Annotated in this window: 12 protein-coding genes; 4 read left to right on the top strand and 8 right to left on the bottom strand. The window is 68.1% G+C overall.

Annotated features, from left to right (window positions below; all coding sequences use genetic code 11):
* Nucleotides 1-33: 33 nt before the first annotated feature.
* From BMY53_RS19930 to aat, 3 genes are all read right to left on the bottom strand, one after another.
* Nucleotides 34-2,178, bottom strand: a complete 2,145-nt coding sequence (locus BMY53_RS19930; protein WP_218151271.1) for a glycosyl hydrolase family 18 protein — start codon at nt 2,176-2,178, stop codon at nt 34-36.
* A gap of 424 nt (nt 2,179-2,602) precedes the next feature.
* Nucleotides 2,603-3,340 carry an arginyltransferase gene (locus BMY53_RS19925; RefSeq protein WP_092948273.1) on the bottom strand — a complete coding sequence of 246 codons (738 nt, stop codon included), beginning with the start codon at nt 3,338-3,340 and terminating at the stop codon, nt 2,603-2,605.
* Between the two features lie 47 nt (nt 3,341-3,387).
* Nucleotides 3,388-4,164, bottom strand: a complete 777-nt coding sequence (gene aat / locus BMY53_RS19920; RefSeq protein WP_092948238.1) for a leucyl/phenylalanyl-tRNA--protein transferase — start codon at nt 4,162-4,164, stop codon at nt 3,388-3,390.
* 67 nt (nt 4,165-4,231) lie between these two features.
* Here aat and BMY53_RS19915 point away from each other — a divergent pair, with 67 nt between their 5' ends.
* Nucleotides 4,232-4,579: an ArsC family reductase gene (locus BMY53_RS19915; protein ID WP_177200975.1), complete on the top strand. Its 348-nt coding sequence runs from the start codon at nt 4,232-4,234 to the stop codon at nt 4,577-4,579.
* Nucleotides 4,580-4,715: 136 nt separating this feature from the next.
* Nucleotides 4,716-5,405, top strand: a complete 690-nt coding sequence (locus tag BMY53_RS19910; protein ID WP_092948236.1) for a riboflavin synthase subunit alpha — start codon at nt 4,716-4,718, stop codon at nt 5,403-5,405.
* Between the two features lie 4 nt (nt 5,406-5,409).
* Here BMY53_RS19910 and BMY53_RS19905 read toward each other — a convergent pair whose 3' ends face one another.
* Nucleotides 5,410-7,173: an asparagine synthase gene (locus tag BMY53_RS19905; protein WP_092948235.1), complete on the bottom strand. Its 1,764-nt coding sequence runs from the start codon at nt 7,171-7,173 to the stop codon at nt 5,410-5,412.
* Between the two features lie 166 nt (nt 7,174-7,339).
* Between BMY53_RS19905 and BMY53_RS19900 the strand changes: the two genes are divergently transcribed.
* Together BMY53_RS19900 and BMY53_RS19895 are read left to right on the top strand one after the other, a co-directional pair.
* On the top strand, nt 7,340-8,434 hold the full coding sequence (locus BMY53_RS19900; RefSeq protein WP_092948234.1) for a glycosyltransferase family protein: 1,095 nt from the start codon (nt 7,340-7,342) through the stop codon (nt 8,432-8,434).
* Between the two features lie 62 nt (nt 8,435-8,496).
* Entirely contained in the window at nt 8,497-9,585 is a 1,089-nt protein-coding gene (locus tag BMY53_RS19895; protein ID WP_218151270.1) for a glycoside hydrolase family 99-like domain-containing protein, read from the top strand.
* A gap of 86 nt (nt 9,586-9,671) precedes the next feature.
* Here the strand turns inward: BMY53_RS19895 and BMY53_RS19890 are convergent, their stop codons facing one another.
* The 4 genes from BMY53_RS19890 to BMY53_RS19875 are packed head-to-tail and all read right to left on the bottom strand — an operon-like array spanning nt 9,672 to nt 14,977.
* Nucleotides 9,672-11,015 (bottom strand): 3-deoxy-D-manno-octulosonic acid transferase, encoded by a 1,344-nt coding sequence (locus BMY53_RS19890; RefSeq protein WP_092948232.1) that lies wholly within the window; start codon nt 11,013-11,015, stop codon nt 9,672-9,674.
* Nucleotides 11,008-12,462 (bottom strand): lipopolysaccharide biosynthesis protein, encoded by a 1,455-nt coding sequence (locus BMY53_RS19885; RefSeq protein WP_177200974.1) that lies wholly within the window; start codon nt 12,460-12,462, stop codon nt 11,008-11,010. Before BMY53_RS19885 ends, BMY53_RS19890 begins: the two co-directional genes overlap by 8 nt.
* Nucleotides 12,459-13,589, bottom strand: a complete 1,131-nt coding sequence (locus tag BMY53_RS19880) for a GNAT family N-acetyltransferase (protein WP_092948230.1) — start codon at nt 13,587-13,589, stop codon at nt 12,459-12,461. The genes BMY53_RS19885 and BMY53_RS19880 overlap by 4 nt, the downstream gene beginning before the upstream one ends.
* The gene (locus BMY53_RS19875; RefSeq protein WP_255370296.1) at nt 13,586-14,977 is read right to left on the bottom strand and encodes a glycosyltransferase; all 1,392 of its coding nucleotides are present in this window, start codon (nt 14,975-14,977) and stop codon (nt 13,586-13,588) included. Before BMY53_RS19875 ends, BMY53_RS19880 begins: the two co-directional genes overlap by 4 nt.
* Between the last annotated feature and the right edge of the window lie 13 nt (nt 14,978-14,990).

Genomic DNA, 14,990 nt, shown 5'->3' with positions numbered 1-14,990 from the left:
GTCTATAGGGGGCTGAAGAGAAGTCTGCCTTGCCTACTTCAGACCTGCCCCCATTGCCTTGGCCAGTGAGCCCGTGCTGTCGTCCCCGCTGAACTCCCAGAAGAACGCGCCGCCGAAGCCCTTGGTCTTCACGTAGCTCATCTTCTCGGTGATCTGGGTGGGGGTGTCGAAGGTCCAGAAGGTGCTGCCGTTGAAGATCCACTGCGCACGGCTCTGGCTATCGACATAGCTGGTGAAGCCGGTCTTGGTCTTGAGCACCTTGTAGTCCTCGTTGCCCGCTTCATAGGTGGCGGGCGCCGCTGTGCCGCTCTGGTACAGGCCGTTGCTCACGTTGGGTACGTTGGTCCAGCCGCGGCCGTAGAAGCCGATGCCCACATTCAGCTTGGCCGCTGGCACACCCCGGTCGAGGAAGGCCTGCATCGCTGCATTGGTGTTGTACGAGCGCACATCACCCGTGGACGGATCGGCCGTGGAGCCGTACAGCGCGGAGTGGAAGCCGGTGATGGTGTCCCACGAGCCATGGAAATCGTAGGTCATCACGTTGATGAAGTTCAGCGAGGGGTGGAACTTGTCCGGATCGATCTGGCGGATCTTGTCCACGCCACCCGGCGCGGCAATGCTCAGCAGCAGCCCGGGCTTCACGGCATCCAGCTGCTTGCGGAACTCGGCCAGCAGGGCGGTGAAGTTGTCCTTGTCCTCCGCCACGCCGCAGGCGAGACCGCAGGCCACCGGGTACTCCCAGTCGATGTCGATGCCGTCGAACACGCCGGCAGCGGCTGCGGTGCCGCCTGCGTTGTCCGTCACCGGCAGATCCCCCTTGATGTAGGCGTCAATGCAGCTCTTGACGAAGGCCACGCGGTTTTCCGGGCGTGCCGCGCTGGAGAACCCACGCGACCAGGTCCAGCCACCCAGCGAGATCAGCACCTTGATGTTGGGGTACTTGGCCTTGAGCTTCTTGAGCTGGTTCCAGTTGCCGCGCAGGGGTTGGTCCCAGGTGTCGGCCACGCCGTCCACGCTCTGGTCGGCGGCAAAGCTCTTGCTGTAGTCCGCAAACGCATCCCCGCCGGCGCCGGTATTGGCATCGCTGGGCACGACCACCCCCACCTCGCAACGGTTGTTGCGCACATTGCCAAAGGCGTAGTTGATGTGGGTGAGTTGCGCGGCCGAGCCACTGGTGTCGATGTTCTTCACCTGGTAGTTGCGGCCGTAGATGCCCCACTGGGCGAAGTAGCCCAGCAGGATCTTGGAGCCGCCCGCGGTGGCCTTGTCCGTGTGCACGGTGATTGCCGCAGAGGGCTGCGAGCTGCCGGCCTGGTTGTAGGCCACCACGCTGAAGCTGTAGTCCGTGTCGGCGGCCAGGCTGCCGATGGTGGTGCTGGTTCCCGAGAGCTGCGCCACCTGGGTGCTGCCCTGGCGGATCTGGTAGCCCACGGTGCAGTTGGCGCCAGCGGCCACGGCCGTCCAGCCCAGCGTCACGCTGTTGCTGCTCTTGGCCGTGGCGCTCAGGCCGGTGGGGGTGGTGGGCGGCGAGGCGCAGTTGCCGTTGGCGGTGCTGGTCAGCAGGGTGGCACTAACGGCCGACACGTTGCCGGCGTTGTCCTTGGCGCGCACCTGGTAGCTGTAGGCGGTGGCGGCAGTCAGCCCGGTGTTGGTGTAGGTCGTGGTGGTGGGGGAGGCGATCACCACCCCACCGCGCAGCACGTCATACCCCGCCACGCCGGAGCCAGCATCGGTCGATGCGGCCCAGCTCAGCGTGATGCTGGTGGTCGTGATGCCGCTGCTGGTGAGGCCGGTGGGCACCGTCGGGGCCGTCGTGTCCGTGGTGCTGCCGGTGCAGGCGCCCAGCGGCTTCCAGACGTCCCATTCGCCGGAATGTGTGGCCGGCGCTTCGTTCTGGGTCCACCACTTGGCCTGGTAGGCCTGGTTGCTCTGCTTGGCCAGCATCGTGCCGGTGAAGATGGCGGCCGACGTCCATTCCGGCACATTGGTGCAGTCGTAGGCCTGCGCACTGCCGGCCGCGAGCGTCACGGCCAAGGCGGCGCCTTGCAGCGTGGTCCGCCAGAGGCTGCGCCGCAGGGCGGAAGCGCCGGTGGTGTCATCGCTGAGGGGTCTGCGGGGTGATGCGCCAGGCGTGGATGGCATCAGCGCCGCCTGGGGAGGCAAGGCGAGTCGTGTCATGGGGATCTCCAGTTGAGGAACGGCCCGAGGGAAAGGATCTTCTTGTTCTCAAACAGGGGAGATCACGACCACTGATCTCACAGTGGTATTGAATGTAGATACCAGTAGCGGTCCGGCCATCGAGAAAAACCCGTGGTTCAAAGGACAACCAGGCCTACCACTCTGAAACCAGTGGCGGGCGTGGGGTGATCAAGGGGACAGTGCGCTGGCTGTAGCGGGCTGCAACGGACGATGGCGCGGGACGCCACCCTGCGAACGGAAATGCGCCATTGGGCTTCTCAAGGTAGGCATCCACGAAACGCCACCCCGCGCGCGCGAGGAAATGCGGTGGTCCGGAGGTCAGGCGGTGTGGAGGTCAGTCGGTCAGTGTCGGTCAAGCGGTTAAGCGGCCAGGCGGTCCGGAAATGCCGACGCCAGACCGATGTCAGGACGCCGACGCGCCCTCGACGCGTTGCCACTGCCCCTCCCGGAGCAGCTCATGCGGCATGAAGCGCGCCTTGTAAGCCATCTTGTCGCTCTGCGCGATCCAGTAGCCGAGGTAGAGGTGGGGCAGGCCCAGTTCGCGGGTTTGACGCAGCTGCCACAGCACGTTGTAAGTGCCGTAGCTGGCCTTCGCTTCGGGCTCGTAGAAGGTGTAGACGGCGGACAGCCCGTCGCTGAGGATGTCCAGGATGGACACCATCTTCAGTGTGCCGTCCGGCGCCCGGAATTCCACCAGCCGCGAGTTCACCCGGCTTTGCAGCAGGAACTGGGTGTACTGGTCCACGCTGTCATGGTCCATGCCACCACCGCTGTGGCGACCGGCCTGGTAGCGCAGGTAGAGCTGATAGTGCTCGTCGCTGTAGCCCAGCCGCATCACCCGGGCCTGCAAGTCCTCATGTTGCGACCAGGCGCGGCGCTGGCTCCGGCTGGGGCGGAACGGCGCCACCGGGATGCGCATGGGGATGCAGGCCTTGCAGCCGTCGCAATAGGGCCGGTAGGTGAACATGCCGCTGCGCCGGAAGCCAGCGGATACCAGCGTGGAATAGGCGTCCGCATGGATCAGATGGCTGGGCGTGGCCACTTGCGACCGCGCCTGCCGATCCGACAGATAGCTGCAGGGGTAGGGCGCGGTGGCGTAGAACTGCAGCTCGGCCAGCGGGAGTTCTTTGGGGTGCGTCACGGTGGTGGGGCGTTGTCGTGGGTCTTGCGGCAGGGCAAGGGGCGAGGTCAAACCGTGGGCGGTTCATCGTCCGGCTCGCCATCGGCGTCGCCAACCTCCAGATGCGCCCACAGGCGCGGATGATAGGACCAATCCTGCGGCGCCGGCTGCCCGGCGTGTCCTGCCAAATGGGCTTCGAACGCGGCACGTGTGACAGGCGCCGCGCCCATGGAGGCGAGATGACTGGTCTGCTGCTGGCAATCGATCCAGGGAATGTGGTGCTCGCGGCACAGGCAGATCAGTGCGGCCAGGGCGATCTTGGAGGCGTCCGTCCTTCGCATGAACATGGATTCCCCATAGAACATGCGGCCCAGGTTGACGCCGTACAGCCCACCGGCCAGTTCGCCATCCATCCAGGTCTCGACGCTGTGGACGCTACCTTCACGTGCCAGCTGCAGGTAGGCCTGCTGCATCTCCGGCAGGATCCAGGTGCCGTTCTGCCCGTCGCGCGGGGTGCTGGCGCAGGCCTTCAGAACGGTCTCGGTGGCGCTGTCCACCCGGATCTCGCAGCCGGGCGAGCGTCTGAACCTGGCCACGGTCTTGCGCAGCGAACGGGCGAGCTTGAAGTTCTTCGTCTGCAACACCATGCGCGGCTCTGTGGACCACCACAGGATGGGCTGGCCCTCGCCGTACCACGGGAAGATGCCCTGTGCGTAAGCCGCCCGCAGCCGGTCGGGCCTCAGGTCGCCGCCAGCGGCCAGCAGGCCCGGCGCGTCGCTGCGCGGGCCCAGTGCGCGCCGGGTGGGGGGGAATTCCAGGGTATCGTCGTCGAGCCAGGGGATCATGGCTTCATGGTAGCGTGGCGGCCTTTGTTTCTGACTTCAGTGTCGGCCCCTGGCCCATCCGTTCATCATGATCACCGTCTACGGCATTCCCAACTGCGACACCGTCAAGAAGGCCCGCACCTGGCTGGACGAACAAGGCCTGGCCTACCAGTTTCACGACTACAAGAAGCAGGGCGTGCCGGCCGACCGACTGCCCCAGTGGCTGAAGACCCTGGGTTGGGAGAAGGTGCTCAACCGCGCGGGCACCACCTGGCGCAAGCTCGACGATGCCACGAAGGCGGGCGTCACGGACGCGGCCAGCGCGGCGGCGCTGATGGTCGAGCAGCCCAGCGTGATCAAGCGTCCGCTGGTGGCATGGGCGGATGGCCGCCTGAGCGTGGGGTTTTCGCCCGACCTGTTTGCGGAGCATCGCTGAGTTGGCGCTTCTGTCTGGCGCCTTTATCCGGCACCCTTATCCGGCACCTTTATCCGGCGCTGATTTGACGCCGATCTGATGTTGCCCCGGGGCCTGTCCGGCCCCTCTCCGACTCAAGCTTGATCAAGGATTTTTCATGTTCACCGGCATCGTTCAAGGCATTGCCTCGGTCCAGCGCATCACCGACAAGGAAGGCCTGCGCAGTTTCACCCTGGATTTTCCGGAAGGCTTCTGCGAGGGCCTGGAGATTGGCGCCAGCGTGGCTTGTGATGGCGTGTGCCTGACCGTGACCGAACTCAAGAGTTCGACCCAGGCCGACTTCGATGTCATGCAGCAGAGCCTGAACCTGACCACCCTGGGTCAGCTCCAGGCGGGCAGCCACTTGAATGTGGAGCGTGCAGCCAAGGAGGGGGCCGAGATTGGTGGCCACCCGCTGTCCGGCCATGTGGACTTCATGGCCACCATTGCCGAGATCCGGCAGCCGGCCAACAACCACGTAATCCGCATCGCCGTGCCGGCGCCCTGGATGCGCTACATCTTTGCCAAGGGCTATGTGGCGGTGAATGGCGCCAGCCTGACGGTTTCGGAGGCGCACCGGGCGGCGGACGGCTCGGGCTGGTTCGAGGTCTGGCTCATCCCCGAGACCCTGCGCATGACCACCTTCGCCGAAAAGGGCGTGGGTGCCTCCTTGCACATCGAGATCGAGCGCCAGACCCAGGTCCTGGTGGACACCATCCGTGACGCCGTGGCCGAAAAGGTCGGTGCGCTCCTGCCGGCGCTCAAGGCCTTCGCCGCCGAACGCGGCCTGCCGCTCGACCTGGGCTGAGTGTTCAGAGCCTGTAGTTGGGGCGGCGGCCGCGCAGCCATTGCTCCAGCATGATCAGGATCCACACCATCTCGCCGTAGTAGCCGGGATGCTCCGGCAGGCGCTGGCGCAGCAGGCTCTGGATGAAGTCGGCCCGCACGATGCCGCGCGTGGCCAGGCTGCCGAGGGAGTCGGCAGCCAATGCGCCCAGTGCCTCGTCTCGCGTGGCCCACACCCCGAAGGGCAGGCCGAAGCCCTGCTTCTTCTTGGTGATGATTTCGTCGGGCAGGAAGCCGCGCAGCGCTTCCTTGAAGAACCAGCGCAGTTGCAGACCCTTGAGCTTGAAGGCGGGCGGCAAGCGCTGCGAAAAGGCCAGCAGGCCGTCGTCCAGCAGCGGGAAACCTGCCTGCACACCCGCCAGCGCCGTGGTGCCCACCACCTTGGGCAGGTCGGTGTCGGCCAGGGTGTAGCGCCAGTCGAAGGCCAGCATGCGGTCCACCAGGTGGCCGGCCTGCGCGGTGGCCCAGACCTGGCGCTGCTGCTTCTGCGGGGCCAGTGGGTCCACCCGGCGCAGGAAGTCCTGTTCCAGCACATTGGCCTGGCCCAGCCGGGTGAGCAGGTTGTAGCTCTGCAGCCGGTCCGGCATGGGCACACGGGCCTGGTCGATGTAGCTGGCGCCTTTCTTCAAGAGGGGCAGACGGCCCAGCGGCGAGCCGAGTACTGGCTCCAGCAGGGCCGAGCGCAGGGGGCCGGGGACACGGTCATACCAGGAGAACACCGTCTGCTTGGCGTAACGGGTGTTGCCGCCAAACAGCTCATCCCCGCCGTCTCCGGCCAGCAGGCGCTGAACGCCATCCCCATGGGCCACGCGGGCGCAGTAGTAGGCGGGCAGGGCAGAGCTGTTGCCGAAGGGCTGGTCGTAATGGGTCGCGACCTTGGCGATACCGTCCACCAGGTCGCGCGGCGTCACATAGTACTCGTGGTGACGGCAGCCGAATTGCTTGGCGGTGATGCGCGCGAAGGCCATCTCGTCGTAGCCCTCGGCCTCGAAGCCGATGGAGTAGGTGTCCGCCGGCCGGCCCGCCACGCGGCCGATCATGCCCGCCACGGTGGAGCTGTCCGTGCCGCCGCTGAGGAAGCAGGCAGCATCCGTGCCATTGAGTTGCCGGCGCACGGCATTTTCCAGCAGCCCCAGGAATTCCTGTTTGAGGCCGGCCAGGTCGGCCACGGGTTCGGGGTGGAAGCTCGGGACCCAGTACGGCTCCACACGCAGTTGACCCCGTTCAAACACCGCCACATGCCCTGGCGGCAGCCGGAACACACCCTTGAAGATGGTGCGGGGCGAGGGGATGACGTGAAAGTAGAGGTAGTCGAACAGCGCCTGCGGGTCGAGATCGGCGGGGGCGAGCTCACCGTGCTCAACCTGAAGCTCGGCCAGGTCATCAGCCCGCGTGGCGAAATGCAGTTGGTCCCCAACCACCCGATAACACAGGGGGTCGATGCCGAAACGGTCGGTGGCCAGCACCGTGCGGCCGTTCGGTTGGCGCCAGGCCACGGAGAACCGGCCTGCGACCTGCGCCAGCGCCTGTTTCGGATCCGCCTGGGCCAACAGGGCCTGCCAGCGGCGCGCGGCGACATCAGCCTCGGCACCAGGCGTGGCACCAGGCGTGGCACCAGGCGTGGCACCAGGCACGGTGCCAGCCACGGCAGGGCTCGCGGACGCGCCACTCACCGCCGAGGCGGAAAACTGAGGTTGGCCGGTGCAGAAGAACGGTTCGCGAACTGACATGGACTTCCCGAAGTACGCCGGGATTATCAGCGTGCCCCTGTGGAGGGCGTCCCTCCTGGCCGGTGCTTCCACCCATCTTGGGGGCACCCGGGCGGCCTCCTTCCCCCGAAACCGGGCGGGTGCGGGTTCACAATCGCGGCTTTCGCGCCACCTCTGGCGCGAGGAGTTGCTGTTGCTGGTCCACTGGTTACCCCATGCGCAAAACCCTGCCTATGCCGGCGTGCGCCTGCGCTGCCTGATCCCTCAGGGGGAACTGGCGCGCCTGGGGGTGGCGTCACGCCTGCTCGCACCGGGCCAGCGCTTGCCGCGTGAGGGCCTGCTGGTGGTGCAGGGCAAGTGGCTGCTGGATGCGGGCACGCCCGAGGCGCTGCGCGAGCGAAGCCGGCAACTGCAGGCGGCGCGCGACGGCGGCGCCACGCTGGTTCTGGACAGTTTCGACAACTACTTCCTCAACGAATCGGGTGACACGGAGCGTGCCGGCTTGCTGGCGGCCTACCGCGAGGCCTTGCCGCTGTTTGCCGCGTTCACCGTGTCGTCGCCGGGTCTGCAGCCCTTGTTGCAGGAGCAACTGCCCCCCGGCACACCGGTACATGTCGTGGGCGACCCGGTGGAGACGCCGGCCGCCCTGCGCTCCTACGAGTCCTGGCCGCGCCGTATGCACCCGGGGCGCTGGGCGGGCCACTGGCGGGCCTGGCGCGAACTGCGTGAACACCGGCAGGCCCGCAGCGAGGCGCGGCAGCTGATGTGGTTCGGCAACCATGGCAGCGCTTACGCCGCCGGAGGCATGGCCGAGCTGGAACGCATCATCCCGATGCTGGAGGCCATTGCCCGGGAGCAGCCCCTGCGGCTGACGGTGGTCAGCAACTCCGAGCAACGCTACCGGGAGCTGCTGGGCCCTGCGCGCTTCCAGCACCGCTACCGGCCGTGGGACCGGCTGCACTTCCTGCGGCTGCTGGGCGAGCAGGACCTGGTGCTGCTGCCGGCCCGTCTGAACGCCTTCACGATGGCCAAGAGCAACAACCGCATGCTGCTGGCCCTGGCCCAGGGCGTGCCGGTGATGACCGACCCCTTGCCCGACTACCTGCCGTGGCGCGACTTCTGCGCCATTGACGACTGGGCCCGGCTGGGCCAGCACGTGGGAGATCCGCGCGATCTGGCTCAACGCGCCAGCGGCGCCATCCCGACCATCGCCAGGGACTATTCTGCGCCGGCCATTGCACGGCAGTGGCGTGACACCTTGCAGGCGTTGGTGCCGCGATGACAACAAGTGGCACGTCTGCCCCCAGCCGGCCGTCCGCGCCCTCGGCCTCGACGCAGCAGCCCTTGCTGATCTCCATCGTGCTGCCGCAGTTCCACCCGATCCCGGAGAACGATGCCTGGTGGGGCAAGGGCTTCACGGAATGGCGCAACGTGGTGAAGGCCCAGCCGTTGTACAAAGGCCACCACCAGCCGCAGTTGCCCAGCGACCTGGGCTTCTACGACCTGCGCCTGCCGCAGGCGCGCGCCGCGCAGGCGGAGCTGGCCCGTGAATACGGCATCGGCGGCTTCTGCTACTACCACTACTGGTTCCACGGCCGGCGCCTGCTGGAGCAGCCGGTGGAGGCCATTCGTGCCAGCGGACAGCCAGACTTCCCCTACTGCCTGGCCTGGGCCAACGAGAACTGGACCCGCGCCTGGAACGGCCGGGACCGCGAGGTGCTGATGGCCCAGCGCTACAGCCCCGAGGACAACGAGGCCCACATCCGCACGCTGCTGCCGCATTTCCGGGATGCCCGCTACATCCGCATCGACGGCAAGCCGCTGTTCGTCGTCTACAAAGCGGACCAACTGCCGGACCCGCAGGCCACCTTTGGCCGCTGGCGCGAGATCGCGCGTGAGGAAGGCGTGGGTGAGCTGATGCTGGCGCAGTTCGAATGGAGTGGCGACGGCTCAGGCACGGATGTCCGGGCGGTGGGCCTGGACCTGTCGATCGAGTTCGCCCCGGACTGGCGCCACCTGGGCGGCCAGCACTACACGGGTTGGAAGTCCCGGCTGGCGATGCAACTGGGCCTGCTGCCCAAGGCCTTCGGCCGGCACAGCTTCTACGACTACCAGCGCATGGTGGACCGTGTGATGGCCAAGCCTGCCCCGGCCTATCCCTTCCTTCGCTGCGTGAGCCCGGGGTTCGACAACAGCGCACGCCGCCCCAAGGGGGCCACCGTGCTGATGAACAGCAGCCCCGACGCCTACCGACGCTGGCTGGAATCTGCGCTGCTGTGGACCCGTACGCATCAGCCGGCCGATCGCCAGGTGGTCTTCATCAATGCCTGGAATGAATGGGCCGAGGGCAACCATCTGGAGCCGGATACCCGGCACGGACGGGCCTACCTGGAAGCCACGCGCGATGCGTTGCTGACGCTGCGGGATCACTGAGGCCGGAGCGGACAGGCTGAACCGGGGGCGGACACGGGTGGTGCCGCGCACAAGCCGCGGAAATCGTCAGCCGCGGTCAGCCGCGATCAGCCGCGATTAGCCAGCTTGTGCGCCAGCCAGGGTGCACACGCCTGCTGATGACGGATGACGGAGCCCCGCATGGCGGCCAGCACCTCCTCGGTGCGCCGCAGATCCTCGGTGATGGCGGGCGCATGGTCGATGGCCGCGCGCCAGTACTCGCACAGCGCGGCTTCGTCCGTGCAGGTGTGCAGCACGCCCTGGTCGCGCAACAGGCGGTAGACCGGGTAGGAGGGATAGGTAGTGTTCCAGCCGTCCTGGATGGTCAACGCCTTGCCCAGCCCCAGTGGTTCCAGCACGTTGTGGTCCACGCCGACGTGGGCGACGCTGGCCGCCGCATAGAAATCGCGCAGTTCCCCCACGGTGTCCAGCACCAGGCAATGCACGTCCGGCGGCAGCGGAGCATCCGGCACGGCGGAGCGGCGCACCCAGCACAAGCCCTGGGCCTCCACCTGCGCCAGCAACGCCTGCAGCCGTTCCTGGTTCTCCGGATGCCGGGGGGCCAGGATGAGCAGCGCCTGGGGATGGTGGGCCCGCAGGCGCTGGAAGGCGCCCAGCACGGCCTGCTGTTCCAGCAGTTCGGTCACGCAGCCGCCCACCACGGTGGGCCGCTGGCCGCTGATCAACGCGCCCAGCAGCAAGGGGCTGCGCGCCTGTGACACCTGCCAGTGGGGGCGCTGCATGGCATCGAACTTCATGTTGCCGGTCACGTGCAGCCGCTCGCCCGGCGCTCCGCGTGCGGCCAGTGTGGCGGCGGTTTCATCGTCCTGCACACACAGCACATCCAGGGCCTGCAGGTAGTCCCGCTCCAGCAGCCGGCGCTCCACCTGGTCCAGCCGCGCGGGCGGCGCGTAGTGGTAGAGCCAGCCGTTGAGCAGCAGGGTGGCGGCGCCATGGTGGCGGGCCTCCCGCAAGAAGGCGTAGGAGAAGCGGCAGGGCGCGTCCGACGGCAGGCACGGGATCTCCGCCAGCGCCAGCACCTGCGGCGGCAACTGGGCTGCCAGGCGGCGTGCATCCAGGCTGTGCCCGCGGGTTAGGCAGACCACGGCGCCGGGCAGCCGGGCCAGATAGGCCTCCTGGTAGTGCGCATGTTCGGTGATGAGCACCGGCCGCAGGTCGGGCCGTTGCGCCACCAGCCATTCCAGCATCGGTGCCACGGCATTGAGCTCGCCAATGGTGGTGATGTAGAGCCACAGGGCGGGGCCGCGGGCCTGGGGGTCGGACAAGGTGAACACGCCCTGGGTGTTGTTGCCGCGCCAGTCACTCAGCCGCTCAAGCGCGCGAAACAAGGTCCATCGCAGGGCTTCGCCGGGGGCGACACTTCGGCGCCGGTGGGGCAGGGCTTCACGCATGGCGGCTCCGCAGGTGGCTAAGCGCGCGGCGTACTTCCACCATCACCGGGTGGTGCAGCCAGGCGGCGCAAGCGATCCAGGACAAGGTGCCCACCGCCACACAGGCCAGCAGCCGGGGCAGCAGCGGGAGTTGCAATTCAAAGCAGGCTAGTTGGGTCAGGGCCAAGCCGGCGCAACTGCCAAGGGCCAGCTTGGCACTGGCCCAGCTCGGGCCGAACAGCGCGCGAGGGCGGGCCTGCAGCACGTCGGTGAGGTGGTGGGTGTACATGGCGGTCTGCACCAGGTTGCCCACCAGGAAGACGGCGGCCACGGCCTGCAGGCTCCAGAACGACGCCGCCAGCACGCAGGCGAGGTGCAAGGGGCCATACCAGAGCGCCACCGTGAGGCGGCGGCGCACGTTGCCGGTGGCCGCGAGCGCATTGGGAGCGAGCACGGTCAGGGCATAGGGCATGGCGGAGATCGCCAGCAGTGTGGTCAGGGGCGCCGCCTCCACCCACTGCGGACCGAACAGCAAGGCCAGCACGTCATGCGAGAGCAGCGCCATGCCGCCGAAGAACGGCCAGGCCACGCCGCTGTAGATGGCCGTGCCCTTGGCGTATGGCGCCACCAGGCTGTGGCCGGCGCGATGGTCCGCAGCGAAGGCGGGGGTGGCCACGCGCAGCACGGCGGAACTGACGGTGGTGGCCAGCAGGTCGATCAGCCCGGTGGCCCGGCTGAACAGGCCCAGCGCGGTGAAACCGAACTGCTTGCCGATGATCAGCTCATGGCCATTGCGCGAGCCGGATTCGACCAGGCGGGAGGCGGTGAACATCGCCCCGAAGCGCAGTTGCCGGCCTGCGCCGCGCAGGCGTGGCCACAGCAGCGCTTCGCGCGGACGCAGCCAGACAAGGATGACCACCTGCGTGGCAATGCCCGCCACCGGGCCCCAGGCCAGACTGATGGCGCCATGGCCGTGCCAGGCCAGGAAGATGCTGGTGGCGGCATTGGCCAGGTTGGCACTGACCTGCACCACACACACGGTGTGGAAGGCCATCTCTCGGTTGAGCAGAGCAAACGAGGGCGAGGCCAGCGGCAGCATCACGAAGTTGAGGCACAGCACCAGCAGCAGGTCGGCCAGCAGGGGCTCGTGGTAATAGGCGGCCAGCAGGTGGCGGCCCAGGAAGATCACCAGCGCCAGGCCCCAGGCCATCATCAGCGTGATGGTGAAGGCGCTGCGCAGCTTCTCGCGGTCAAGTTCACGCTCCTGGATCAGGTATTCCGAGACACCGAAGTCCCGCATGATGGAGGCGAGGTTGGTGACCACCGCGCAGAGGGAATAAACGCCCACCTGCGTGGGCGTGAGCAGCCGCGCCAGGATCATCGTGGCGGGCACGGTGATCAGCAGGCTGAGGTAGCGCTCGGCAAAGGACCAGGCGAGCGCGCCACGAACGGATCGGGCCTGGGTCATGGGGCCGTCGGCGTCGATGCGCCGGCCGGTGTGGCGTCGCGCTCGCTGCCGGGCGGGCCCGCAGGCGTCGCCGGCGCGGTATGCGGCGCCGGATTCTGGCCGGGATGCAGGAGGAGATGCAGCGACTTGATCAGTGCCCAGCGGTAGCAGGTGCCGTGGTAGAGCGGGCGCGCGGTGCTGGTCCAGCGCGTGTGCCATTCCATCACCTTGCCGTAGAACTCGATGCGCCGCACCGGGCCGCCAGCCGCAGCGTCGGCAAAGAGCTGCTCGAACTGCTGCTGGCGCATGAGGGTGGAGGGCGACACCGCCTTGTGGGCCTCGTCATAGGCGGTCTTCAGGATCACGATGCGATCCCCCGCCAGGATGCACAGGTCCATGGCCACCACTTCGTCATTGAAGCGGTATTGATAAAGGCGTGCGCGGCCCTGGCGGCAGAAGTGCTGCAGCATGGCCAGGTAGAACGCGTACTGCGGATGCCCGGGCGCGATGGCGGTGCCTTCCCCGCCTTTCCAGCCGCTGGCCTCCAGGCGGCCGTAGTGAGCCAGGGCCGGCACCACATCGTCCGGGCTGGTGAGGCATTCCATCCGCGTCTGGATGCCGGTGGCCTCCAGCTTCTTCTGCTGCTTGCGCAGGTTCTGGCGCAGGTTCTTGCCGCGTGCTTCCCAGTAGGCCTCGAACGGACCGTCGATATCCACCCAGGCGGTGTCGATGTAGTCCTGGCCGCGCCAGCGCGGACCGTCGGCGGGCCGCGGGTGGAACAGGCTGTCCAGTTGCGTGAGGCCCACGGCCAATGCCGGCTGGGGCAGTGCCCGCACCAACCCGGCGGCCAGGGGCGCCAGCGGTGCACCGGCTTCGCTCAGCCAGGCGCCCAGCGGAAGCTGCGAGGGCTGGAAGGTGGTCCATTGCCCGCGGCCGCCCTTGACGACGATGGCCGCCGCCGTGGGCGCGCCCGGCGTGCCATGCAGCGCCAGGTGCTCACGACCGGTGCCGAATGCGGCCAGCAAGGGCTGCAGGAAACCGCTCTCCAGGAAGGGCAGGTCGGCCACGCGGGCCTGCAGGTGGTCCCAGGCCGCAGCGTGGGGGGCGAAGGCGTCGGCGCGGGGGAGGGGGTGAATCGTCCAGGTCATGGGCGGGCTCTTTGTATGGGTGGCTGCGCTGCACGAGGCGCCCGCGTGTCGCGGCAGGCCTCGTCCAGGACCTGGGCAAGTTCGGTGGTGCGGGCGCGTCGCGACGCGGACAGGATGTGTGTGCGGTCCGGCCTGGTCGGTTGTCCGGTCTCCCAGTCGTCCAGGAAACCGTGCAAGGCGGCATCGATGGCGGCGGCATCTTCCAGCGGCGCCTGATGCAGCAGGCCGGCGCGGTGCATCAGTTGGGCGGTGTCGCCGGCCGGGTCGGCCAGGGTCAGGATGGGGCGGCCGGCGCGCAGGTACTCGTAGGCCTTGGCGGGGATCTGGTCGTTGCAGTCGCGGGACTGCAGCAGCAGCAGGCCGTCGGCCTGCAGCATTTCGGCGAGCGCGTCCACGTAGGGCAGCGCAGGGAGCACCTGCACGAGGTCGTGAACGCCATGCTCGGCGGCCAGGCGCTGGACGAAGTCGTCGTGGGCGGTGGCGCGCAGGCGCAACTGGAAGCGGGCGGCCGAGAGCCGGCCGGCGGCCTTGGCCGCTGCCAATGCCTGGAACAGCCCGGCCGGGCTGCGCCAGTCGGGGTAGATCACGCCGCTGTGAAGCAGGATGCGGGGGGCGTCGGCATGTCCCTGGGCCGGTGCGTAGGCCTGGGCTTGGGGTTGCGCATGGCCGTGGCCTGGCGCTGGGCCCCGGTTCCGGACCTGTCGTTCCGCCGCCTGGAAGGCCTCTTCGCTGTAGCCGTTCTCGATCACCCGCAGCCGGTCCGCCGTTTCCGGGAAGCGCGCTGCATACAGGCGGGCGGCGCCGGGTGTGGTGAAGGTCATGCGGCGGGCCCGGCCAAACACCAGACGCTCCACCGCTGCAAAGCTGCGCCAGAGCACCGGATCGGCCGGATAGCCCTCATGCGCCATCGGGTCCCGGAAGTCCGCCACCCAGGGCAGGCCGCTCAGCCGCGCCAACGCGTGGCCGATGCGGTGGGCCGTGGGGATGGGGTAGGTACTCCAGATCACATCCGGCCGTTCCGCACGAATCATGGCCAGGCCGGCCGGCACCGCGCCCAGGAGCCAACTGGTCCAGCGGTCCGGACGCGCCAGGAGGCCGGGATACCGCCCGGCCAGCGAGAGTTGCCGTGCTGCGTCCAGCCCAAAGGCGCGGGTGACCGTCATGCCGGCCGGCACCTCGTCCAGCAGGTCGGTGCCGGTGTGTTCATAGGCGCGCGGGTGGACGGTGAGGATGCTGGGGGTCCAGCCTTCCTCCGGCAGCTGCTGCGCAAAACGCAGCGCGCGCTGGACGCCGCTGGTCCCCGCCATCGGCGGAAACTGGAAGCTGATCATCAGCACACGTTTCATGGTGCGCGGGGTCGGCGGCATGGCGGGCAGGGTGGCGGGCATGGTCGCGGCACCT

It is taken from the genome of Roseateles sp. YR242 (genome assembly GCF_900109745.1).
Lineage (GTDB): Bacteria > Pseudomonadota > Gammaproteobacteria > Burkholderiales > Burkholderiaceae_C > Roseateles.
This window is presented reverse-complemented; position numbering and strand designations above follow the sequence as displayed.